The organism is Rhodococcus sp. OK302 (assembly GCF_002245895.1).
In the GTDB taxonomy this organism is placed as follows: domain Bacteria; phylum Actinomycetota; class Actinomycetes; order Mycobacteriales; family Mycobacteriaceae; genus Rhodococcus_F.
Window position 1 is genome coordinate 3,738,830 of sequence record NZ_NPJZ01000001.1, and the last position, 21,667, is coordinate 3,760,496.

The 21,667-nt window shown below is 59.0% G+C and carries 19 protein-coding genes and 1 pseudogene; 15 read left to right on the plus strand and 5 right to left on the minus strand.

Translation table 11 applies throughout. The features are described 5' to 3' along the window. Positions 1–17: 17 nt before the first annotated feature. Entirely contained in the window at positions 18–2,798 is a 2,781-nt protein-coding gene (locus BDB13_RS17140; protein WP_094272694.1) for a cation-translocating P-type ATPase, read from the minus strand. Between the two features lie 30 nt (positions 2,799–2,828). Beyond that, positions 2,829–3,680 carry a polyphosphate kinase 2 gene (gene ppk2 / locus BDB13_RS17145; RefSeq protein WP_094272695.1) on the minus strand — a complete coding sequence of 284 codons (852 nt, stop codon included), beginning with the start codon at positions 3,678–3,680 and terminating at the stop codon, positions 2,829–2,831. Positions 3,681–3,848: 168 nt separating this feature from the next. Between ppk2 and BDB13_RS17150 the strand changes: the two genes are divergently transcribed. The 9 genes from BDB13_RS17150 (at position 3,849) to BDB13_RS17185 (ending at position 10,759) form a co-directional block, all read left to right on the plus strand. Beyond that, entirely contained in the window at positions 3,849–4,061 is a 213-nt protein-coding gene (locus tag BDB13_RS17150) for a three-helix bundle dimerization domain-containing protein (protein WP_094272696.1), read from the plus strand. 124 nt (positions 4,062–4,185) lie between these two features. Continuing rightward, on the plus strand, positions 4,186–4,563 hold the full coding sequence (locus BDB13_RS17155; RefSeq protein ID WP_094272697.1) for an SHOCT domain-containing protein: 378 nt from the start codon (positions 4,186–4,188) through the stop codon (positions 4,561–4,563). Between the two features lie 309 nt (positions 4,564–4,872). After that, positions 4,873–6,117, plus strand: a complete 1,245-nt coding sequence (locus tag BDB13_RS17160) for an LLM class flavin-dependent oxidoreductase (RefSeq protein ID WP_094272698.1) — start codon at positions 4,873–4,875, stop codon at positions 6,115–6,117. Positions 6,118–6,169: 52 nt separating this feature from the next. Beyond that, positions 6,170–7,108, plus strand: a complete 939-nt coding sequence (locus BDB13_RS17165) for a fumarylacetoacetate hydrolase family protein (RefSeq protein WP_217902132.1) — start codon at positions 6,170–6,172, stop codon at positions 7,106–7,108. 68 nt (positions 7,109–7,176) lie between these two features. After that, the gene (locus BDB13_RS17170; RefSeq protein WP_094272699.1) at positions 7,177–7,731 is read left to right on the plus strand and encodes a type II 3-dehydroquinate dehydratase; all 555 of its coding nucleotides are present in this window, start codon (positions 7,177–7,179) and stop codon (positions 7,729–7,731) included. Positions 7,732–7,829: 98 nt separating this feature from the next. Further along, a complete protein-coding gene (locus BDB13_RS17175) occupies positions 7,830–8,360 on the plus strand; it encodes a flavin reductase family protein (RefSeq protein WP_094272700.1) in 531 nt (176 codons plus the stop codon). A 63-nt stretch (positions 8,361–8,423) separates the two neighbouring features. Continuing rightward, positions 8,424–8,600, plus strand: a complete 177-nt coding sequence (locus BDB13_RS32120) for a hypothetical protein (protein ID WP_176459601.1) — start codon at positions 8,424–8,426, stop codon at positions 8,598–8,600. A gap of 39 nt (positions 8,601–8,639) precedes the next feature. Next, on the plus strand, positions 8,640–10,211 hold the full coding sequence (locus tag BDB13_RS17180) for a long-chain-fatty-acid--CoA ligase (RefSeq protein ID WP_094272701.1): 1,572 nt from the start codon (positions 8,640–8,642) through the stop codon (positions 10,209–10,211). A gap of 38 nt (positions 10,212–10,249) precedes the next feature. After that, positions 10,250–10,759 (plus strand): riboflavin kinase, encoded by a 510-nt coding sequence (locus BDB13_RS17185; protein WP_094272702.1) that lies wholly within the window; start codon positions 10,250–10,252, stop codon positions 10,757–10,759. A gap of 252 nt (positions 10,760–11,011) precedes the next feature. Here BDB13_RS17185 and BDB13_RS33580 read toward each other — a convergent pair whose 3' ends face one another. Then, the gene (locus BDB13_RS33580; protein ID WP_369597450.1) at positions 11,012–11,251 is read right to left on the minus strand and encodes a zinc ribbon domain-containing protein; all 240 of its coding nucleotides are present in this window, start codon (positions 11,249–11,251) and stop codon (positions 11,012–11,014) included. Next, positions 11,227–12,111 (minus strand): hypothetical protein, encoded by an 885-nt coding sequence (locus tag BDB13_RS33585; protein ID WP_369597451.1) that lies wholly within the window; start codon positions 12,109–12,111, stop codon positions 11,227–11,229. Before BDB13_RS33585 ends, BDB13_RS33580 begins: the two co-directional genes overlap by 25 nt. A gap of 49 nt (positions 12,112–12,160) precedes the next feature. Here BDB13_RS33585 and BDB13_RS32965 point away from each other — a divergent pair. Then, positions 12,161–12,784: pseudogene (locus BDB13_RS32965) on the plus strand (hypothetical protein); the annotation flags it as partial. Between the two features lie 190 nt (positions 12,785–12,974). On the opposite strand, the gene ribB reads toward BDB13_RS32965, so the two are convergent. Then, positions 12,975–14,309 (minus strand): 3,4-dihydroxy-2-butanone-4-phosphate synthase, encoded by a 1,335-nt coding sequence (gene ribB / locus BDB13_RS17200; RefSeq protein ID WP_441347201.1) that lies wholly within the window; start codon positions 14,307–14,309, stop codon positions 12,975–12,977. 727 nt (positions 14,310–15,036) lie between these two features. On the opposite strand from ribB, the gene BDB13_RS17205 reads away from it, so the two are divergent. From BDB13_RS17205 to BDB13_RS17225, 5 genes are all read left to right on the plus strand, one after another. Continuing rightward, positions 15,037–16,896, plus strand: coding sequence for a helix-turn-helix domain-containing protein (locus BDB13_RS17205; protein ID WP_094272704.1), 1,860 nt, complete (start codon positions 15,037–15,039; stop codon positions 16,894–16,896). 73 nt (positions 16,897–16,969) lie between these two features. Then, complete coding sequence (locus BDB13_RS17210) at positions 16,970–17,941, plus strand: ABC transporter substrate-binding protein (protein WP_141210646.1); 972 nt, start codon at positions 16,970–16,972, stop codon at positions 17,939–17,941. Positions 17,942–18,016: 75 nt separating this feature from the next. Next, complete coding sequence (locus BDB13_RS17215; protein WP_176459602.1) at positions 18,017–18,922, plus strand: ABC transporter ATP-binding protein; 906 nt, start codon at positions 18,017–18,019, stop codon at positions 18,920–18,922. Positions 18,923–18,933: 11 nt separating this feature from the next. Beyond that, the gene (locus BDB13_RS17220; protein ID WP_094272707.1) at positions 18,934–19,818 is read left to right on the plus strand and encodes an ABC transporter permease; all 885 of its coding nucleotides are present in this window, start codon (positions 18,934–18,936) and stop codon (positions 19,816–19,818) included. Positions 19,819–19,860: 42 nt separating this feature from the next. After that, positions 19,861–21,651, plus strand: a complete 1,791-nt coding sequence (locus BDB13_RS17225) for a helix-turn-helix domain-containing protein (RefSeq protein ID WP_094272708.1) — start codon at positions 19,861–19,863, stop codon at positions 21,649–21,651. The last annotated feature ends 16 nt before the right edge of the window (positions 21,652–21,667 follow it).

Here is a 21,667-nt window from a genome sequence, read left to right on the forward strand (position 1 = left end):
GCTCGAAAGTACGTCGATCAGCGTGCGCGTTGGGGGTCGACCGCAGTGGTGGCGGGGATCGGCGTCGGAGGCTGTGTGAGGCGACGGCGTCGTAGCGCTTTGTCTGCTTCGACGACGATCGGGACGATCAGCGACCACCCGAGACAGGTTAGCCACTGGCCGCCCGTCAACGAGGTCGTCATGAGGAGATCTTGGAAGAAGCCCGCTTCGACTGCGAAAACCGTGACGACGGTCGGGATCGTCAGGATTTTGAGGGCGCCGAGCACTGGTGGGATCAGACCGGATTCCGGATCGCGGCGCATGGCGAGTCCGCCGAGGATGGACCCGAAGGACAGGACGACAAATGCTGTGGTCATGGGGACGTTCCCCTCGGTGGTACTCATGGCGCCAGGGGCGAGAAGCATCGCGGCAAGCGTGACGGCGAACTGGAGGACGCCGTACGCCAGCCACTGGACGAGCGCGCCGCGGTTGGCGATCGGCATTTTCGGGTCGCGGGGAGGCTTGTTCATCAGATCCGGCGCGGGTGGGTCGAGCATGATCACGGCGACGGGGAACAGGGTGATGAAAAAATGCTGGAAGAGCACCATCAGTGGGGTGAGCGCCACCCCTTCGTTGATGTTGAAGATGCTTGCGGCGAGGAACAGGAAAACCAGTGAGAACAGTTTCGACATCTGATAGCGGATGTAGGAAACGATCTTGCCGTAGATGTTGCGGCCCAAGCTGATTGCGGTGATCAGAGTTCCGAAGTTGTCGTCGGTGAGTACCATCTTGCCCGCTTGTTTGGTGACCTCGCTGCCCGAACCCATGGCGACGCCGATGTCGGCTTTCTTCAACGCTGCGGCGTCGTTGACGGCATCGCCGGTCATCGCGACCACCGCGCCACTCTTCTGCATGACGCCGACCAATCGCAGTTTGTCCTGCGGTGTGACTCGGCCGAAGACGTGCAGATTCGGGAGCGCAGCTTCCAGGTCTTCGTCGGTCAGGTCCTGGAGTTCGGCGCCTCCGATCGCACCCGGGCCCAGTCCGAGCTCGGCGCCGATCGCGGAAGCCGTGATTGCATGGTCGCCGGTGATCATGCGGACGTGAATGCCGGCGGTGTGGGCGGTGCGCACCGATTCGACGGCCTCCGGACGAAGGGGATCGATGATGCCGGCCATACCGACGAACGTGAGGTCGTCGACAAAGGAAATGGGGTCGGCCTTCACGGCATCTTCCTGCCCGTCGAGTCGTTTGACGGCGAAAGCCAGGACCCGAAGCCCTTTCTCGGACATGGCCAGGTTGGCTGCTGTCAGTTCCTCGCGGACTTCGTCGATCGGCACGGGTCGACGGCCGGGCAAGAACGCACTCCCGCACCGGGCCAGAAGCACGTCGGGGCCACCCTTGACCAGTTCCACGAATTGCGTGCCGCCGTCGACCTGGAGGTGATGAAACGTCGCCATGAACTTGTACGCGGAGTCGAACGGCACCGTCGCAACGCGCGGGTACGTGCGCCTCGTGAGTGGGGCGTCGACGCCGATCTTGGCCGCGAGCACAACGAGCGCAGCCTCGGTCGGATCACCGACTACATCTCCGGCGTCGGAGACCGTGGCATCGCTGTCGAGGCACAATCCGTAGGCGAGCAGCGTGAAGTCCGGCGGTGCCTCGCCGGCAACCTGGGTGATTCTCCCGGTCTTGGCGTAACCCTCGCCCTCGACCGTGTACCACCGGCCGTGGACGTACAGCGACCGAACCGTCATCTGATTCATCGTCAGTGTGCCGGTCTTATCGGAGTTGATCGCGCTCGTCGCACCTAGCGTCTCGACATCGGTCAGGTTCTTCACGACGGCTTTCGCGTCGGCCAACTGCCGTGCGCCGTAAGCCAGCATGGCTTGGACGAATGTCGGCAAGCCTGTCGGGATCGCAGAGACACCCATCGCAATTCCCAGTAGGAGAAGCGTCGTCAGGTCCTGCCCGCGAATCACTCCGATGATCACGATGATGGTCACCGCCGTCCAGGCGATAATTCCGAGAATCTTTGTGAGCGTATCGAGTTCGCGCTGCAGCGGTGATTTTCCGGGTGCAACCGCTGACAGCATCGACGCGATCTGGCCGATCTGGGTCTGCATCCCCGTTTCCGTGACCACCATGGTGGCGGTACCGCGAGTGACCGAGGTGTTCTGGAAGACCATGTTGCTGCGGTCGCCCAAAGCAACGTCGGTGGTGGCGAGTGTCTCTGGGTCCTTCGGGACCGGTGCACTTTCGCCAGTCAGTGCGGCTTCTTGCGTCTCCAAGGTGGTTGAGGCAAGGAGCCTGCCGTCGGCGGCGACGATATCGCCGGCCTCGAGTTCGACGACGTCGCCGGGCACGAGTTCGGTGGCATCGAGCTGGGTCAGTATCCCGCCACGAATCACGCGTGCTTGTGGCGTCTGCATTTTCGCCAATGCGTCCACACTGGCGCGCGCCTTCACCTCTTGCCTCGTACCGAGCACCACGTTGAGCACAACGAGGACCGCGACCACGATCGCCGTCGGGATCTCACCGATGGCGATGCTGACCACCGCCACCACAACCAGCATCAGGTTCATCGGATCCTTCAACTGCGCCAGCGCGATCGACCACATCGAAGGCGTAGGCGCCGAAGCGATTGTGTTGGACCCGTATCGACGGCGGCGTTCCTCCACTTCACCGGCGGTCAGACCGGCCGCCGGATCTGAGCCCAAGTCGGACAGCACGGACTCTGTGCTGCGGGCAAACCATTCCTTCGACTCAGAATGGGGGGTGGGCGCCCGGTCGCGCGGCGCGGGTTCCGTGTGGCTCATGACCGCACGACCTTTCCCGGTGTGGAACCGTCAGTAGGGTGTCGGAATCCAGTGCAGCGGTTGCGGCGGCGTCTCGTAGCCTTGGGGTTTCTGCCGCTTCGGCAGAGAGACATCGGGGCGTTCCAACGGTTCGTACGGGATCTGGCTCAATATGTGGCTGATGATGTTGAGCCGTCCGCGTTTCTTGTCGTCAGTCAACGCGACAAACCAGGGCGCCCAACCGGTATCGGTGAAGCGGAACATCTCGTCACGCGCCCGTGAATAGTCGTACCAACGGCTGTACGACTTCAGATCGAGATCGGAGAGTTTCCAGATTTTCCGGGGGTCGTCGATCCGGCTTTGCAGACGCAGCATCTGCTGCTCCTCGCTCACTTCGAGCCAGTATTTCAGCAGGATGACGCCGGATTCCACGATCGCGCGTTCGACCGTCGGGATAAGTTGGAGGAACTGACGGGCTTGCTCGTCGGTGCAAAATCCCATTACCCGTTCGACTCCGGCGCGGTTGTACCAACTGCGGTCGAAGATGACGATCTCCCCGCCTGCCGGTAGATGCGGAATGTACCGCTGCACGTACATCTGCGTTCGCTCGCGCGGAGTCGGGGCGGGTAGCGCGACTACTCGGAATACCCGAGGGCTCACTCGTTCGGTGATCGCTTTGATCACTCCACCCTTGCCGGCCGTATCGCGGCCCTCGAACACGATGCAGACTTTCGCGCCAGATGCCTTGACCCATTCCTGCAGTGCGACGAGTTCGGCTTGGATCGGTTTGAGATCGTGGCGATATTCCTTGTACTTCATGGGCTCGGAGGGCACGACAGGGTCAGGCCGGGACATCTCGAGTTCGGAATTCTCTCGTTCGCGGTGCTTCGAGTTCTTGCCCACTGTCGCTCCTCGGCGTCCCGTGCCCGGATAGTTGTGCGTAGGTCTTCTCGTTGCAGCATGCCCAGTGGCCGGTCAACCTACTCCGCAGTTCGTCGCAACCTAATCGTGTTGTATTCGAATCTGTTTCGACTCTTGACCGTGACCGATGTTCAGGCAGACGATTAGTTGATGACCGCCGACGACGAGTTACTCCAGGTCGAACGCATAATCTCGCGCCTGATCGCTCGATATCCGGCCGTCTCACCGACAGAAATCGAACAAGACGTGCGGATTGTTTACAGGCGCTTGGCCGGCGGGCGAATACGTGATTTTGTGCCACTCCTCGTAGAAAAGGCGGCCCGACGCGACATTGCTGACTGGATGTCGGAGAGTGCCTCGTGATGATCACGGCGATAACGCATCTCGGCCGTACCCGATCCTTTGCTGAGGCAGACCCCTAGCCGCGACCATTGTTGTCAGCGCATACTGAAAACGACCGTGATCAGCGAGTGTACGGAGCATTGACATGGAAGGTTTTTGGGAGTTTTTCTGGTTTATCTTCGTCTGTTTCGCCTTTGTCGCCTATTTGAGCGTGTTGTTCTCGATCATTACCGACTTGTTCAGAGATCACGACACCTCCGGTTGGATCAAGGCAATGTGGATCGTTTTCCTCTTTGTCATTCCCTTCCTGTCGGCGATGATCTACGTCGTTGCCCGCGGCGACGGTATGGCTCGGCGGTCGATGGCCGTGGCCAAGCAACAGATGCACGCGCAGGAAGATTACGTTCGGAACGTCGCGGGAAAGTCTCCGGCCGACCATATTTCGGATGCCAAGGCACTGCTCGATTCCGGTGCGATCAACGAAGACGAGTTCAACGCGCTCAAGATGAAGACGTTGATGTAGAGCTCGGCGCGGGATGTGCTCGATCACTCGAACCGTGTTCTCGAAAACGACGAAGCCGCTGGTACCCGAAGGTATCCAGCGGCTTCGCTGCGCGTCCTGATTCTCTCGGCACGTGCCCGATCAGCAACGGGGGTGCTTTGTCTCGTTGGGGCAGGTCAGTTCAGATCACGACACGTTCGTTGTGAGTGCGACCAGACACAGGGCGAAATCTCTATGTCGCTACCCAAAGAGTCGCTGCCGCATCGGATCTAGATTTCTCTTCGAAAGCAAACGTCGCATTCGACAAAATTCGAAGGGAATCTGATCAACATGGTCAAAGTCATCCTCCAGCTCTACCCCCAGCTCCCCGCAACGCAAGAGGAACGAATCGCCAAGGCGCCGCTCGGCCGTGACTCCAGCCTTTACCAGCAGGCAGTTCGAGATATGACGGAAGTTGTCCTCGCTGCCGAGGAGCTCGGTTTGTGGGGCGTGTCCGGCATCGAGCACCACTTCCACTCCGAGGGCTACGAGGTTGGGCCGAACCCAGGTCTCCTCAATGCGTATTGGGCGAGCTTTACCAACAAGATTCGGGTCGGTCAGATCGGCTACACGATGACGACTCACAATCCGTTCCGGGTGGCCGAAGACATCGCCATCATCGACCATTTGACAGAGGGCCGGACATTCGCCGGATTCTCCCGTGGCTACCAGCAACGGTGGACGAACATCATTGGTCAGCACTACGGAAGTAAGGCGACCAAATCGCCGACAGGCTTGACCGATGAGCAGCTCGCAGCGATGACCGACGAGGAGAAGAAGGCGCAATTCTCGGACGATTCGAGCAATCGACGACTGTTCGAAGGGAACGTTCAGCTCGTTATCGACTCGTGGACCCAGGACAGTGTGGAGCGCAAGGACGGCACGTGGCAGGTGCCGTTCCCGTATGCCGAAGGCATCGAATGGGGGATGTCGGCTACTCGAGAGCTCGGGGCTCCCGGCGAGCTGGATGATGACAACCGGATCCGGCGCGTCAGCGTAGTGCCGAGCCCGTACACAAAGCCGCATCCGCCGGTATTCGTGGCGAGCAATGCAAGCCTCGAGACCGTGACCTTCTGCGGACCAAGGGGTTTCATTCCGTCGTACTTCTCGAAGATCGACACGGCTGAGCGGTTCGGCCAAGCCTATGTCGATGCAGCTGCCGATGCCGGCCTGACCTATGCTCTCGGCCAGAATCAGGCATTGTGCCGCTGGTTGCAGGTTGCCGAAACGGAGGCTGAAGCCAGGGAAAACATCGTCAAGTACGACTTGGACATCTTCCGTGACCTCTACACCGGCACCACGCCGATGAAGATCGACGGTGACCCCGTCGACTCGGTGATGAATTGCGGAATGTGGGTCGCTGGTTCGATCGACCAGGTGCGAGATCAGTTCGTCGAGCAGTGGAAGCGGCTTCCCGCTGAGTACCTCGTGATTCCGTCGCACTTCGCGCAGCAGCCCAAGGAAGAGGTCATCAAGCAGCTGGAGATGTTCATGACCAAGATCAAGCCGGCGCTGGACGAGTTGACGGACTACTGAGAGAAAGTCCAGGAAGGTTGGGGTTGCGACGATGAAGTGGTGCACGTACAGATTGACCGGGCGCACCGGTTTACGCACGGGAGTGCTTGATGCGGGCGGCGATTGCATCTACGGACTCGAGGCAGGAGTCACTCTTCTCGGTCTTCTGGAACGTGACGCATTGTCGGAAGCGGGTAGGTCCGCGCTGCATAACCCTGCGGAGGTCGTGGGGATGAGGGATGTTGCATTGGCCCCGCCCATTCCCCGGCCTCCAACCTTCCGGGACTTCATGTCCTTCGAAACGCACCTGCAGAATTCTGCGAAGGCGATGTCTCTCGACGTCCCGCAGGTTTGGTACCGAGAGCCGGCGTTCTACTTTTCCAATCCGGCTGCCATGCTGGGTCCGAACGACCCAGTGAAGCGACCACCGGGCACCGTCGCTCTCGACTACGAGCTGGAAGTTGCTGCTGTCGTTAGTCGTTCAGGGTCGGATCTGACACCGGAGCAGGCAGAGGATCACATCGCCGGATACGTTGTGCTGTGCGATTGGAGTGCTCGAGATTTTCAACGCCAAGAGATCCCGTTGACGATGGGGCCATCCAAGAGTAAAGACTTCGCCACCAGCTTGAGTGGCTTCCTTGTCACACCGGATGAGCTCGCGGACTCGATGAGTGCGGGCCGGCACAACCTTCGAATGACGGCAGAAGTCAACGGAAGGCTCTGTAGCGAAGGGAATCTCAGCGATCTGCACTGGAGTTTCGCCGAGATGATTGCGACTGCTTCTCGCAACACAACTGTCCTTCCCGGGGACATTATCGGTAGCGGCACGGTAGGGAGTGGCTGCCTTCTAGAACTCTCCGGATTGCATGGAACTGACGCGTATCCATTCCTTGTACCGGGAGACCGGGTATGCCTCGATGTTGCCGGCATCGGGGTGATCAATGCGGAGATCTGCGACTCTGACGTCGCATTCCCGCTATGGAACACTGAGCCGTCGAGTGAGATTCTGTGATCTTCGGCGTCAGACCCGATGAACTCCGAAACGAACTCGAATACACAAGCGAGAGATGAGGAAACACAATGAGCAACGCATCGGCAGCTTACGAGCCCAGCCGCTGGTCTTCGATCCGAACCGGTGATCAGCGCTACCGAATCGGTGTCATCGACGGGCCGAACATGTCCAACATGCATAACCGCGACCGCAGCGTCTACGGCGGCGCATCGATCCAGGAACTGCAGGAGTTCGTCAGGTCGTTCGGCGAAAGTATCAATGTCGAGATCGTGCCCATCGTTTCGAACCATGAAGGCGATATCGTCGAGTGGATCCACGAGACAGCACCGACTGTGGATGGATTCCTGATCAACCCTGCCGGGTTGACCTTCACCGGCGAGCCGACGAAGTGGGCGTTGGCCGACAGCAACAAGCCCTACATCGAGGTTCACTTCCGTAACGTCGTCGCCGGCAAGGCAATGGCTCCACTCGGAGACGAGCGGCGATTCGTTTTCACTACGGCAGCACGCGGTGAGGTTATCGGGTTCCAACAGTACAGTTACACAACTGCGCTCCTGGGTCTCGTGTGGGTGCTCGACGATCCTGACATCGGCAATGAACTCTCCGTCGGCCAAATTTGCTGAACGGAACGCTCGCTTGGTTATGACGCAGTAGCTGGTACGCCTTCAACAGCTTCCGGGTGGCGCCGGTGGGATCACCGTGAAGAATCTAGGAGACAGTAATGACAGTCGAAATCGACGGTGCTCATTTCCGCAAGGTTCTCGGGCAGTATCCCACCGGCGTCGTAGTCGTGACGGCCATTGCCGCCGACGGCGCACCACTCGGTATGGCAGTGGGATCCTTTACCTCAGTGTCGTTGGAGCCGCCGCTCGTGGCCTACGTGCCGGACAAGAAGTCGAGTTCGTGGAAAGCGTTACGCGAATCAGGGGATCTCTTCTGCATCAACGTATTAGGTGCAGACCAGGAGGACGTCTGTCGAGCAGTGGCAACGAGCAAGGAAAGGAAGTTCGACGGGATCGCGTGGCGTCCGTCCGCGACCGGAATGCCGGTTCTTTCAGGGGCAGTCGCCTACATCGATTGCACGGTCCATGACATCCATGACGCTGGAGACCATGACATTGTGGTGGGTAGGGTGCACGACCTCGACGTGAATGCCGCGGCGGCATCTCCGTTGTTATTCTTTCGAGGCGGCTATGGATCCTTCTCGGCCCGTGATGCCGATCCGCAGGCTACTGGTCGCCAGTCGATGTAGTCGTCTTCCAAAGCTACTGTAACGCAGTATTTTTGGATCTATTCTTGCAGCTTTCAGGCTGGGGTGTCGACGATCGTCACCAGATGCACATTGCAACTCGTCGGCAAAGCCGTCGAATATCGCATCATCACTAATCTTGCCGCCATCGATGTGACCGAAAACGGGCTCGATTCGTGCGTCCGCGCGCCCGACAATATCGACGAGCGGATCCGTGCCGCTACAGCTGCGACCCTGTCTTGAGTCACCCGTGCCGGTCGCGCCGAAAGGACAAAGATTCACATGCTCAATCTTGTTGTGTTCCTAGAGGACTCCGCCCGCCGCTACCCGGATCGGGTAGCGCTGGTCTGCGGTACTGAAAGGCTGACCTATGCCGAACTCAACGAACAGGCCGACCAGATCGCCAACCTGCTGGTCGACAGAGGTATCAAATCGGGCGACAGAGTTGCACTCTCGTGCCCCAACCTCCCGCAGTTTCCTGCCATCTACTACGGCATTCTGAAGGCCGGCGCAGTAGTCGTCCCGCTGAACATCCTGCTCAAGCCTGGCGAAATTACTTACCACCTCGAAGATTCAGGTGCGACTCTCTTCTTCTGCTTCGAAGGAACAGACGAGCTTCCCATGGGTGAATACGGACAAGCTGGATTTGACGGTGCCAGCGGATGTCGCGAGATGGTGGTCATCGCAGCGGACCCGACCGTGAAGGCGACTGACCATGGCACCGATACTTTGTCGTTCGCTCTCGATGGCAAGCCGAACACGTTCAATACAGTCGTTCGCGAATCCACCGACACCGCAGTAATTCTCTACACGAGCGGTACCACAGGACGACCCAAGGGCGCTGAACTTACTCATGCGAACATGGTGCTCAACGCACTGACGGCTAGCCGACTTTTCGACAGCAACCCGGTGCGGACGGACACTTATCTGCTCACTCTTCCGCTGTTCCATTCCTTCGGCCAAACGGTGACGATGAATGCCGGCCTATCAGTCGGTGCGACACTCGTGCTGATGCCTCGCTTCGACGCCGAAGTAGCACTTGACCTCATGATCAAGGAGCAGATCACATTCTTCGCCGGTGTACCGACGATGTACTGGGCTCTGTTGGGCGCCCTTGACGACACCGTTGATGTCGATCGCATCGCTCGTAAGCTTCGGTGCGCGATATCCGGAGGCGCAGCGCTACCGGTGGAGATCCTCACCCAATTCGAACGACGCTTCGGGGTGCAGATCCTTGAAGGCTACGGGTTGTCGGAAACGTCGCCGTTGGCATTGTTCAGCGATCCCGAACGGGACCCCCGACCCGGCTCGATCGGGGTGCCTGTGTGGGGCATCGAGGCAAAGCTCGTCGACATGGACGGGAATGTCGTCGGGCAGGACGGCGTCGGCGAACTTGCCTTGCGTGGACACAACGTCATGAAGGGATACTTGAATCGACCCGAGGCGACCGCCGAAGTGATGCGTGACGGTTGGTTCCGAACGGGCGATATTGCCCGGTGCGACGCGGACGGCTTCTACTACATTGTCGACCGGGCCAAGGATGTTATTGTTCGCGGTGGATTCAACGTCTACCCTCGCGAAATCGAGGAAGTGCTGATGACCCATCCGGACGTCTCGCTCGCCGCAGTTGTCGGGGTGCCGGATGATCGAAACGGGGAAGAGATCAAAGCGTTCGTCATTCTTCATCGTGGCTCACAGATCACCGAAACAGTGCTGATCGACTGGTGCAAGGTACAGATTGCGAGTTACAAGTATCCACGCTCGATCGAATTCGTAACCACGCTTCCGATGACTGCAACCGGCAAGATCCTCAAGCGTGAACTCAACTCGAAAGTTGCGGCGGGATCGAACTAATCAAGTGGCCAACTTCTTCTCGAAAAGGGGAAAATAATATGAGTGATGACAGCGCACCAGTGACGATTTCCGAGCGCCGCGAGTCGAATCTCCCGATCCCAGAGCCAACGCTCGCCGCGGTGCAACCACTGGTCGGTGAGACGGGTCGCGTTAATTTTCCGGACGTCTGCGGACGCGTTGTCCATGGTGACCAGCGCGGCCGAACCCTGGGTTTCCCCACGGCCAACCTCGAACTCGACGAATGGTCTGCCGGCATTCCTTGCGACGAGGTTCTGGCCGACGGAGTCTGGGCGGGTCGATGCGTACTGCGCGACGGGCGTTCAATCCCTGCTGCAATATCAATCGGCCGGCGGAGAACCTTCTACGGAGGAGATGGTCCCAGGCTCCTCGAGGCGCACCTTATCGACTTCGCTGAAGACCTCTACGGCGAGGAAATTCGTGTCCACCTTGACCTGTGGATTCGCGCGCAGACAACTTTCGCCACAAAAGAAGATCTGGTGGATGCGCTCGAATCCGATGTCAGATATGCCAGGGTCCATGTGAAGTAAGTACCTTCGCGAGGTGCACCGTCAACTGCTGGGGCCGTGCGTCCACCACGGATCCGGTTGGATCGGGAGGCCGCCAGAAGTCGCTGACGACGGCGCTATGGTGTGGGACGTCGATTTCTCCGAGCAACCGATCCCAGAGCCAACGCCGGAACCGCCATCACTGCGTCTTCCGTTTGCGCTGACGGACTTTTGCCAACCCGGGATGACCATCAACTACCCGGCCCTAAAGGACCAGGTTTGCTGCTCAACGATCTAGCTGGATGCTAGAGCGGTGGCTGCTATAGGCCGGTTGACTGAGGCGGCCCAATACTTTTCATGCCCGAGCGCAGCAACATTGCGGGCAGCATTGTGGTCCGCGTGCGCGGTCCACCCACACTCTCGACACACGAACCTAGCTTGACTGCGGCGATTCTTCGCATCACAAAACCCGCACTGCGAGCAGGTGCGGGACGTGTTGCGCGGGTTGATCACCGCCACCGGTACTCCCGCCATTTCCGCCTTGTACTCGACGAAGTTGCGCAACTGGGCGTATGCCCAGCTACGTCGCGAAAGACTAGATCGGATTCGCCTTTGCGGTCGGCGAGAAGTTTCCGCTGCCAGGGTGCGCACACGAACGGCACACCCTTCATTCGGCCCGAGACCGTCCAGATCGACACTGTCGACGAGTCGAGTTGCCACGACAAGCACCGATCGTCGAATGGTTGCGCCGCCAGTGATCGGAAACGAACAGCTGAATCTGCGACTCCCGCATACCGTTTAGTTCCGCGTCGGCCGTAGTTTCCGGCCTTAAGATTCGCCGCACGGGTGGTGTACGCGTCGGCAACTTTCTTGATCACGCGGACCGCAGGCTGCGCCGACAACCCGAGCAACTTGACCTGCGTGTACACCGAATGGTGCAACGTGAACGCCCGACGATCAGAAGAGTTTTGGGCGACATCGGACACGAAGTCGGCAGCTCGGTTGCAGGTGAGCAGCGTCTGCTTCAACGCGGCAGCTTGCTCGTCGGTGACGGCGAGTTTGATCATCACGATCCGCTTCACTTTCACCACCACCGCCCCAAATGTTTGCACCGGACCCCACAACCCGATACGACAGATCATTGCATTGGGGTACGACAAGTATCCGAATCCACCACAGCCGCAGTTGTATCCGCGTCTCGTGAACAGGGCACCAGCCCGGACCAGCCACACCCGCACGCCAGGTTTACTGCGCAATCCAGAGCGGCTTCCTCCCAGCCCTACAGGGCCAGGTTTCCGCCGGTATGCCTTATGAACTCCTACGTTCAGATAGACGGAGAATCCACGTTTTACCTGACGATCGCCGCCGGCGTCGACAACGAGGTTCTCGTCCACGAAATGCCGCCGGAGGCTCTCAACTGTTGACCTAGATCCAATACTCCCTGACCTGACGTCGGGAGTTGCTGCGGTGGGAGTGGATTGGTCGCCGTCCATGCTCGGTGCCGCCGCCATCGCCACGGAAAGCCCGGACGGGTTGGTTTTCCGACTGCCGAGGCCGGACCTACGACGACCGGAACCTCCGGATCAAACTGGCCCGGCTGCAAATCGAAGGGTCAATGCCTGCATCGCAAAGCCACCCCATGTGACGCAGGTGGCCGCGAAGATCACGGTTCTCGGCGTTGTGCCCAGGCTGCAATGAAAAGCTCTCCCGCCCCGGCGGTTACCGCCGGGGTGCGCAGTGCAAGCTCGGCGGCAATCGTGATCATGTGGCGGGCGTGAACCTGGCCAAACACGCATTGTTGGGGTTAGGAAAGCTGTTCGGGAACTCGGTCAGAATCCGGAGATCCGGCTGTCGACATGCGCCGATGCGCCAGTGCCGCGACAAGAGCAGTCCTATACCGAGCAGTCCTACACCGAGCAGGCCGCGGCATCGCTGTGTCCGCCGTAGTGTTCCCGCGGCGAAACCGCCGCTGGGGTGAATCAGATAAGAATTGTTCCGGCGCCTCAAGCGTCGGTGTGCGGCACGGTCAAACCCGCAGCGCTGCAAGTTGATACGGGTAGAGTATGAGATTCGGGTCGACGCTGTACGTTCGTAGTCGACGACTGACTTTCGACGACTGCCGGCGAGCGCGGTCATTGCGTGGTTGTGATGCCTGCATTCTGCGTCGTCAATTTCCTTGGTGTCCAACATATTGCGAGCGGATCGTCGGTCCGGCGAAGCCGGTGATCCGGTATGCGTCGAGGATGTCCTGCCCGTTCTAGGCCAGGCGCGAGTGACTGTTCAAGTCGATGCTTCGGGACTGTCGTTGATTCATTCGGTTCCTTGCAGTATCTACGCGCAGCACGTTTTGCGGATGGGGAGGCTCGGCTGACGGTGCGAGTCCGGTGACCCTCAATCCGTGCCGTTCGAACTCTGCCCACTCGCCGGGATTGTCGGTCAGGAGGCGCAACGACACCACTCCGATCTCACGCAGAATTTGAGCCGCAACAACATAGTCGGGAACGTTGACCGGACGCGTCGGCGTGGCGCCACCATCGAAGGCGTATGCGCCGTGATCCTCCAGGTTGAGGGCCTGAAGCTTGTTGAGCAGTGCCGCCCCTCGGCCTCTGTGCCCACGCACGTACAGCACTACGCCGCGACCTTCGGCTGCGACGACTTCCAGTGAGGTCTGCAACTGAGAACCGCAATCGCAGCGAAGCGAGCCGAACACGTCGCAAGTCAGGCACTCGAAATGCACGTGGACCAAGACGTCCTCGCCATCACCGATATCGCCGTCTATCAGTGCGACATGCTCCCGGTCGTCGAGTTGACTGCTGTAGCCGAGTGCACGGAATGTGCCGCAAGCGAAGGGCATTCGCGCTTCGACCCTTCGGTCGATTTGGCGCTCGGAAAACTGACGATATTCGATCAGATCGGCTACGGAAATCAGTGTCAGGTCGTGCGCACGGGCGAAATATTCCAGTTCGTCACGGCGGGCCATGCTGGTCTCGTCGAGGCGAGAGACGATTTCGCACAAGACTCCGACTGGTGCGAGGCCGGCGAGAATTGCGAGGTCAACCGAAGCTTCAGTGTGGCCGGCGCGGGTGAGCACTCCACCGGCTCTGGCCCGTAGCGGTACGACGTGACCCGGCCGTGTGAAGTCGGATGCGCCTGCGGCAGGATCAGCCAAAAGACGAATGGTTCTGGCGCGGTCGGTTGCGGAGATGCCGGTGCCGACGCCAACTGCATCAACCGTCACCGCGTAGGCGGTTCCTCGTGCATCTTCGTTTACCTGACACATCGGCGGCAGGTTCAAGCGTTGGCAGTCTTCTTCTTGAAGCGATACGCACACGAAGCCCGAGGTGTGGCGAACCATGAATGCGAGAAGTTCCGGGGTCGCCTTGTCCGCGGCGAAGATCAGATCGCCTTCGTTCTCTCGATCTTCGTCATCGACCACCACTACCGGTTTTCCGGCCGCAATATCGGCAATTGCTAGCTTGACCTGCTGAAACGAGTCGGGATCCATCACGGCCATGTTCGTTCTCCTTGAATTCTGCGCGATGGATCGCGCCTTCCGTTGGTGCGGGATCTGTTTTGCCGCAATGCTATCCATGCTTGCAGCGTTCCGACTGTCCCGAAATTGACACAGATTTGTCAGGGCGACTGTGTCCGGGGCGTTCTTATGTGGACCCGATTCGAGGTTGGTTGGTGGGGTGGATTGCCGGGGACCTGTCACGCACGAATCTCGAAATACGAATACCGCGATCGCTACGGGCCGCCGGCTTTGCGCGCCGGTCGGCAGACCATACCGAACGGTGATCTTGATTCGTTCGACGGCGGAAGGTCCTCTGCGGCAATGGTTTTGTGTGCGCGCTAAAATCGCGCCGTTTCGGGCTTCTGAACATTCTCAAATGGCGACGACCAGCGTCTATGCCCGGATTTCGACTGCTGGACAGGTGAAGGAAACGGGAGTCCCACGTGTCATCTGGGCCGCCGGGCATGGTGCTCGGACGTTCGCGGTCGCGCGGCGTCGAGAACCTTTGCGGTCAACTTGTGCGCGATGTCCCAATATTGGGACACTTCAGCTCCGTCCACGGCGGATAACGTGACGTGCCTAACGTTGAGCAGGAATTGCAGTCCACCTCACGGCTGCTGAACATGATGAAGATGTAGGAGGTGTCCATGTCCGTCAGTGACCCGGTTTCAGCCGTCAACGAGCGATCGAAAGTCGGCCTGAACGAATTGAGTACACACATGCATGTCGCTGCGTCGCATGGTTTTTCCGGTTCTATTGCTGATACTTCCTCATCTTGCTCCACCTTTCAGAGGGGCAAGTTTTGATGACTGTTGTCGCCGAGACCGCGGTGACAGGCCGGCGAGCTCAATGCTCGGGGATCGTTGCTGTCGGTTCGGCAGTCCGAGCAATGACGGAACTTGCGGCGGCCGTGAACAATGGTGCAGCAATCGACGAGATACTGCAGCTGGCTGCTGCGAAGATCGCGCAGACGACTGGACACATGATGGCGATCGTGATGCAGCCCAACAGTATGACGAAGTCGTTGGAGGTTGTGACCGCTCATGGGATATCGGACTCTTACGTCGATACGATCATGAAACACCCGTTGTTGACTACCGCAGGTGATCGCGGCGAAGGGCCTACCAGTCGCGCCTTCCGTTCGCGACGTCCTGTCGTGGCTACCGGGTTGGAAGCGCATCTTCCTATTGTCCTGGGGCGCACAGCTTTGCGTGAAGGCATTGGATCGATGGTTTCTCTCCCGCTGCTGATCGCGCACAATGTTCGATACATCGTCAACGTCTATTGCACTGACGCGGACTGCTTTGATGACGCGACAGTCCTCCTTCTCGAGAACTTTGCAAGTTTGGTCAGTCTGTTGCTCGACACTCATGTAGCCAGCGGCGAGCTGTATGCCGAAGCTGCGGCTCACCGACGACAGATCGACGCCTTACAGTCCAAGTGCCACTCCCTGAGGGCGACTCAGGTCAACCTTGACGAACTACACGGCCTGGTGATCAAAGAAGCAGGACTCGAGCGGTTATTTGCCCGCCTCACTGAGATGACTGGTGCCAGTTTTCACGTATCCGACGTGTTCGGACGGACATTGGCGGGGGAGCTGAAGGGCGCCGGCGACCAGCACATGCGGCGGAGCGTCGTGCTCGACAACGAGGTGGTGGCGACATTGTCAATCCGTTGCGCCGAAACCGATGTCACGGTGCGTCCGGAAGTGGCCGGCATGCTCCATGCCGCTCCCGCGCTCGTCGCAATGATGCTCATGCGCAGTTGGGTGGCGCTCGATGCCGAAGCGCGACTACGTGTCGATCTGGTCGAGGAACTGCTCGCGGGTCCGCGCGAAGGGAATCTTGCGCTGGCAGCGCACGCCCGCAACAAGTGGGGGATCGAAATGACTGCCAGAAACCGCTTGGTTGTCGGTCGCATCGCCAATCCGTCACCGGGAGCATCGTCGTCTCATGATCCCTCCCCGATCAGACGCTCGTTACTCGCTGTCGTAGAGGAATTGGTCCGGCGTTCGCCGGGGGCACATCTGGTCGCCGAATTCGACCGACAGCTCGTCGTGCTCCTCGAAGACGGTCCGGTCCAGGCGGCCGGAGACTTTGGCGAGGTACTGCGCCGCGAGGTCAGTGCCCATACGGGTGGCGGCACCGTGAGTGTCGCGGTTGCGGACGCCAGCGACACGGTCGAGGGTCACCGTGACTCCTACCGACACGCAGTGGCGTTGCTCGATCTGGTGGGCGAATCTGCGGAACCAGCGCGCACCGTGACCGTCGAGCAGTTCGGATTCTTCCGTCTTCTGCTCGATGTGAAGCAGCCACGGGATTTGGTTCAGTTCGCGGACCAGATGTTGGGGCCTCTGCGTGACTACGACGAGCGTCGCGGAACCGATCTGGTCGAGACGCTGTGCATGTATATGGATTCCGACTGCAGTACCGGGGAGACTGCCAAACGTCTTCACCTCCATCACAACTCGGTCAACTATCGGTTGAAGAGCATCAGCCGAATTCTGGGGCTGTCCAGTTTGAGCGAACCAAAAATTCTGTTGCGCTTGGAACTTGCCCTGTCGATCAACCGTCTCGTCCAGCGGGTGGACCGTGAACAACTCCCGAGGTTGGCTTCGGGTAACGGGGATATTATCCTCAAAGAATGGAGCAGTAGTGGCAAATAGCCTTTCTCGTCAACCGTCTACGTTCAGTCGTCGATTGTTGCGAGCTTTTGCATTCGGTGTGTGCGGGATACTCGTGACTGGCCTGTCAGCATGCGGGATTCCGGGAAATGATTCTTCGAACAAGTTCACTGTGGGTGTATTTCCGCTATACGTAAGCATGCCGGTTTGGGTAGCCCAGGAACAGGGGATATTCGAGCAGCACGGACTAGACGTCGATGTAAAGACGATCCTTTCGGGTCCGACACTTATTTCGGCGCTCAATTCCAACAGCATCGATGTTATGCTCAACGGTGCCACAATCGCTCTTTCTGCTCGCGCGACTGGACAGCCGATAAATCTGATAACCCCGACAATTCCTTCATCGATCTATCACATGATCGCGTCGAAGCAGGTTATCGATTCGTGTCCTTACGTAAACGACCCTTATCCGAAGCCTATTCTTTGTGCGAAAGGTAAGCGGATCGGTGTCGGTTCATTAGGGACTGAGAGCCACATCGCGGGCATCACCATTCTTGAAGAGGCCGGCCTCGAGGAAACTGACGCTTCGTGGGTGCCTGCGGGTGGGGGAGAAGCATTGGGCAGCTCAATGCAGCAGGGTCAGATCGACATCATGTTCGCCGAGGACACCGCCGCAACGTACGCAACCGAGGTGATCAACGTTGGATCGCCACTCGTGGATCTCAAGCACGACGGGCCGTTCGCTGACTGGTTCGGTAATGGAGCCTGGGCATTGGAGCCGCAATTGCAGCAGTCTCCCGAGAAGTATCAACAGTTTGCTGACGCTGTTGGTGACGCAATCGCGTGGATCAAGGACCCGGCGAACGTGGCGGAGGCGCGGGCTGTCTTCAAGAAGAACGCGCCCAATATCAGCGACCAGACAATCGATGGTGTGCTCGCATCCAGCACGAACAGTTTCGGGACAACCGCGACGTGCAGCAGCATCGAAACAATTACCAAGTGGCTGACCAAGACAAATCAGATTGCCGAAGGCAAAGGTCCGACCACCTGCCGCGACATCGAGTGGAAGACCGCGACGTTCTCGTAACAGCGCTCTCGAGCGCTGGCCTTCCGACGATTGATGCGCCGAAGAACCTCACCTAGACCGGATCGGAGAACAGACGTGACCAGTTATCAAGAATTGGTGTCGGCACCTGTCGATGCCGCCGATGATCACAAACGAACGAAGTTGCACACCTCAACACGTGGGACAACCAATGATGAGCGTATTGCCCCGGGCGTCCCGGCGATCTCTGTGCAAGGCGTAACCCACCATTTCCAACGACGAGGTGCCGAGCCAACCCTGGCCATCGACCACGTCTCTCTCGATATCGCCGAGCGCCAGTTCATTGCGATCGTTGGTCCCAGCGGCTGCGGAAAGACAACTTTGTTGAACCTTGTGGCCGGCTTGACCCCATTGCAGGAAGGGGTTATCGAGGTCCGCGGCACCAGTGTCGCGAAGCCCCGACGCGACGTCGGATATATCTCGGCGCGTGACTCGCTGCTCCCGTGGCGAACTGCGGAGGCCAACGTCGCCTACGGGCTCGAAGTCCGAGGGGTTCGTAAAGCCGAGCGGTTGGAAAAAGCTCGGCATTTCTTGGAGATGGTCGGCTTGAGCGGATTCGAAAGCAGCTACCGGTCTCAACTCTCGCAAGGTATGCGCCAACGGGTGGCGATCGCTCGAACACTTGCGACAGAACCGGAATTGCTTCTGCTCGACGAGCCCTTCTCGGCACTTGACCAGCAAACCAAGCTGCTCCTGGAGAACGCGTTCATAGAAATCTGGCAGAAGTCACAACGCACCGTGGTGATGGTTACACATGACATCGAGGAAGCAGTCGCGATGGCTGATCGAGTAGTCATGCTGTCGCATCGCCCAGGTCAGGTAATCGCGGACATCGAGGTCGACCTTCCACGTCCTCGGGACGCTGCCGAGATCCGGTACGACTCCCGCTTTCGCGAGATAACGCACGGCGTGTGGGAACTGCTTCGCAAAGAGATCGCCCAACTCGACATCGCACAGATTTGAGACCAGACGACATGACAACATCATCGACCCAGGACAAAGCTCAGCAGTTGGCTCCGGTCAGTGCTGTGGAGCAAGTACAGCCGGCTGTTGAAAAACGGCGGCGGCAGCGGTCCGTCAGCCCCACTTTGACGAAACTGCTGTCTCGACGCAACATTACGATTCTCACGATCCAGCTGATTGTGTTCGGCGGATTCCTCGCATTCTGGGAGATCGCCGTCCGAGCAGGCTGGGCCAGGGAGGTGTTCTATTCGAAGCCCAGTGCGATCTGGGATCAGTTGGTGGAATACCTGTCGGGTTCGGAGATATTTCTCGACAGTGTGACGACAATCAGCGAGACATTGCTCGGATTCGGTTTGGGTGCGGTGCTGGGTATTCCCGTGGGGCTCTTGCTCGGTCGGTACGCACTGTTCCGTTCCGTGAGCATGCCGTTTCTCACCGCACTCAATTCACTTCCGCGAGTTGCACTCGCACCGATGTTCATTTTGTGGTTCGGTATCGGTCCTGAATCCAAGGTCTACCTTGTGGCAAGCGTGGTCTTCTTTATCGTGATGGTGGCGACCGAGTCCGGCATCAGGACAATCGATCCGGACTTCATCATGATGGGCCGGGCAATCGGCTCCACTGAGCGTGGAATTTTCCTCAATATCGTCTTGCCGGCATCGGTACCGTCGCTGTTTTCCGGACTCAAGCTCGGCGCCGTCTATGCACTCCTCGCCGCGATTTTCGGTGAAATGCTGGCCGCTGACAATGGCTGGGGACGCAAGATCGCGCTTGACTCGCAGAGTTTTCAACCTGCGGGAGTATTCGCAACTCTGGTAGTGGTCGTTGTCTTCGCGTTGATATTCAACGGTCTGATGTCCGCAGCCGAGCGGTGGCTGCTCCGCTGGCAGAGATGACAGATTCAGGATCAGAGCTGGGCTCGATAACGGAGGTGCCGAATGATGAAGATCAATGAACGGGGACTTTCGTCCAGCCAACGGGAGTCTCTAATGCAGCTGCGAAAAGCGCGAGAGACCCTATTTCAGGGCGGGGATCCGAGCGGCATGGTCAGGCCCGAAATTTTGCGCTCATGGCAGCGGTCGTTCCGTGCCGGCGTATCGCCGTCCGCGCCGCTGGAGTTGTTCCGGGGGCCCAGCGTTGATCTTGACAGTTCGTTGCTTCTCGCCGGCCGGCCGGTGATCAGTGAATTTCTCGACGATTCCATAGATGCTCAGGTATTCGTCCACCTGCTCAACCGGAATGGCCAGATCGTCGGTCGCTGGGCGAAATCAGACATGTTTGACGAGCTCTTGGGTGGAATTTGTGAAATCGGTTCCATCGTCGAAGAAGAATTTGTCGGCACAAGCGTCCTCGCTACAGTTATGGAAGAAAAACGAACCGTAAGAGTTTGGGGCCCTGAGCATTACAACGAAGCCCTCGACATGCTGTCCGGGGCGGGGGCGCCGATCATCCACCCTGGAACAGGAGTTGTTCTCGGCGCGATTTCGGTCGGCTGTGACATAACCGTGCCTCTCGGGTTGGTATCGCCGCTGGTAACCCAAGCCGCACGGGATATCGGCACGGCGCTCATGATGGGGCACAGTCGTGCCGACCGCGAGCTATTCGACTCCTACCTCCAGGTGGAGAGGCGCGGGCGACGCAGACCGATGATCGCTATTAACTCACGAGTGCGTCTCTCCAACGTGGAGGCCTCAGACCGAGACACCCACCTGAGTCATGCCGATCTGTGGGGAATTGTCCAGAAGGCCTCAATTGACGGCGGACTCCCCAGCCCTGATATCCGTGAGATCCAGACACCACAAGGAATGCGGCTCACAGTGCGCCCGGTAATCTCGGGCAAGGAACTGATTGGTGGCCTCGTCCAGCTTGCCGGCGAAGGTGACGCGCGCGAACAACGCGCGGCGCCCAACCCAGCGGACCTCACCGCAACGGGCCTGGGAGACATGTCAACTGAGCGCAGTTGGCTTGGCGGGGTTCGCAGCGAGGCCGAGCGAATTCTGGCGAAAGCACCATCCTGTCTCGTCTACGGAGCCCAGCAGGTCGGGAAATACACGGTCGCGCGTCGCGCGCTCGATGCGCTCGGATTCACAGTTGTCACCTGCGAAGCGACCGAACTTCTGGATGGATTCTTGATCCCGTCCCATGCGGTCGGGGACTGCTTGATCGTCCGTCATCTGGAGGAGATATCCGAGGAGCATGACAATTTCCCGATCCTGAAGAGAGCTCTGAATGACATTGCACGGCGCGTGACCGTCCTTGTCGGCACATACCGTCTTGCTCCAGCGGAAGGTGAGTTGCCCCAATGGCTCGAGCCGACTTTCGATGCTCATTTGAGAGTGCCATCGGTATCTGAGATCGCCCAGGAGATCCCCGCCCTTGTCGCCGAAATTTATGGGATCGGGATCGAGGAAATCGGCACGATCATCGACGACGGTGCGCTTCACGCGATCCAGGAACGGTCGTTGCCGGGAAACGTCGAACAGCTAAAACGCGTGCTGTTGCGTGCTAGCACCATCGCAGGAGACCGCCCGATTTCACGGGCTGAACTGCCTCTGCAATTGCGGATCCAATCCACTGCTCGGCGCCTCTCACCGCTCGAGCGCGTGGAGCGTGACGCAATCTCTGCGGTGCTATTGGCGAACGGTGGTAACAAAGTTGCAGCAGCCAAGCAGCTCGAGTTGTCTCGATCGACCTTTTATCGTCGGTTGACCCATCTCGGCATCGCGTAGCTCGAAGGGGAGGTCA

Excerpts from the sequence above, each read along its gene's own strand:
- BDB13_RS17220 (WP_094272707.1), top strand. The coding sequence starts at position 18,934 with ATGACAACATCATCGACCCAGGACAAAGCTCAGCAGTTGGCTCCGGTC.
- BDB13_RS17170 (WP_094272699.1), top strand. The coding sequence starts at position 7,177 with ATGAGCAACGCATCGGCAGCTTACGAGCCCAGCCGCTGGTCTTCGATC.
- BDB13_RS17185 (WP_094272702.1), top strand. The coding sequence starts at position 10,250 with ATGAGTGATGACAGCGCACCAGTGACGATTTCCGAGCGCCGCGAGTCG.
- BDB13_RS17175 (WP_094272700.1), top strand. The coding sequence starts at position 7,830 with ATGACAGTCGAAATCGACGGTGCTCATTTCCGCAAGGTTCTCGGGCAG.
- BDB13_RS17205 (WP_094272704.1), top strand. The coding sequence starts at position 15,037 with ATGACTGTTGTCGCCGAGACCGCGGTGACAGGCCGGCGAGCTCAATGC.
- ribB (WP_441347201.1), bottom strand. The coding sequence starts at position 14,309 with ATGGATAGCATTGCGGCAAAACAGATCCCGCACCAACGGAAGGCGCGA.
- BDB13_RS17225 (WP_094272708.1), top strand. The coding sequence starts at position 19,861 with ATGATGAAGATCAATGAACGGGGACTTTCGTCCAGCCAACGGGAGTCT.
- BDB13_RS17180 (WP_094272701.1), top strand. The coding sequence starts at position 8,640 with ATGCTCAATCTTGTTGTGTTCCTAGAGGACTCCGCCCGCCGCTACCCG.
- BDB13_RS17140 (WP_094272694.1), bottom strand. The coding sequence starts at position 2,798 with ATGAGCCACACGGAACCCGCGCCGCGCGACCGGGCGCCCACCCCCCAT.
- BDB13_RS17150 (WP_094272696.1), top strand. The coding sequence starts at position 3,849 with ATGACCGCCGACGACGAGTTACTCCAGGTCGAACGCATAATCTCGCGC.
- BDB13_RS17160 (WP_094272698.1), top strand. The coding sequence starts at position 4,873 with ATGGTCAAAGTCATCCTCCAGCTCTACCCCCAGCTCCCCGCAACGCAA.
- BDB13_RS33580 (WP_369597450.1), bottom strand. The coding sequence starts at position 11,251 with ATGGCGGGAGTACCGGTGGCGGTGATCAACCCGCGCAACACGTCCCGC.
- BDB13_RS17155 (WP_094272697.1), top strand. The coding sequence starts at position 4,186 with ATGGAAGGTTTTTGGGAGTTTTTCTGGTTTATCTTCGTCTGTTTCGCC.